This window comes from Rhizobium sp. AQ_MP (genome assembly GCF_014237835.1).
Classification (GTDB): Bacteria; Pseudomonadota; Alphaproteobacteria; order Rhizobiales; family Rhizobiaceae; genus Allorhizobium.
This window is the reverse complement of record NZ_JACJVI010000053.1, coordinates 1-920: the sequence shown is the minus strand read 5'-3', so window position 1 is coordinate 920 and position 920 is coordinate 1. Positions and strand designations below refer to the sequence as shown.

Genomic DNA, 920 nt, shown 5'->3' with positions numbered 1-920 from the left:
GGCGGTGTCGTCGAGGAAGAACAGCGTCAGGTTGCCGGCGACGGCAATGAGGACCGGGGTGGTGATGGAGACAGAGATCGTCTCGTCGATTTGAACCGGACGACGCACAAGACGGGTGGTACACTGGCCGTTTTCTGGGGCGCGGACAATGCCAATGATGGCAATGGCCAGCCAGGTGACCGCTCTGTCCAGTTCGGTCCTCAGGCCGTAACGAACCTGCAGGCCCTGAATCTGACATCTGATGGCGAACCACTGAAGTTTGAGATCATCACGGTTGGCGGTCAGCAGATATTGCTGGCTTATACTGGTGACGTTGTTCCGACGGTCATGCCGGCGAATGGAGAGGCGGCTGTTGCTGCCAATGTTGTGTTCTCGGTTGCACTGTCGGATGGTGAAGCCGGCTCCTATGCCTTTGAGCTTTATGACACGCTTGATCACCAGGGCTCTGTTCCGGGAGAGGACAGTCAGGTTCTGACCTTCCAGTTCACGGCCACGGATAGCGATGGTGACGTGACCGAACCCTCGACCTTCTCGGTCAAGGTGATTGATGATACGCCGTTTGCGCTTGGGACGATCCTGGACCGCTATGTCGAGGAAGAAGCCCTGGAGGGCGGCAACAGGGATACTGATCCATTCGGCGCTGAACTGCTTGGCGCGATTGCCAATGGTCGTCCGGTGACAGACCAGGCGGAGGGATCGCTGAACATCTTCTGGGGTGGTGACGACGGTAACCGCAGTGAGAATGGCGGCTTCACCGGTACGCAGGTTGCCGGTGACCGTTCTGTGGTTTTTGCGACCGGCACGGGTGCTGCACGTGTGTTGACGCCAAGTGAAGTCGCCGAATTCCTGTCGGTGAGCGGTGGCGGTGCAACGCTTGCATCTCTGAAATCGGAGGGGCAGGCCCTTGTCTACACGCTGTC

General features: G+C 58.7%; 1 protein-coding gene. It reads left to right on the top strand.

Going from position 1 to position 920, the window contains the following annotated elements:
• Positions 1-920 (top strand): hypothetical protein (locus H6M51_RS24175; protein ID WP_185812307.1); only part of this gene is annotated, 920 nt, incomplete at both ends.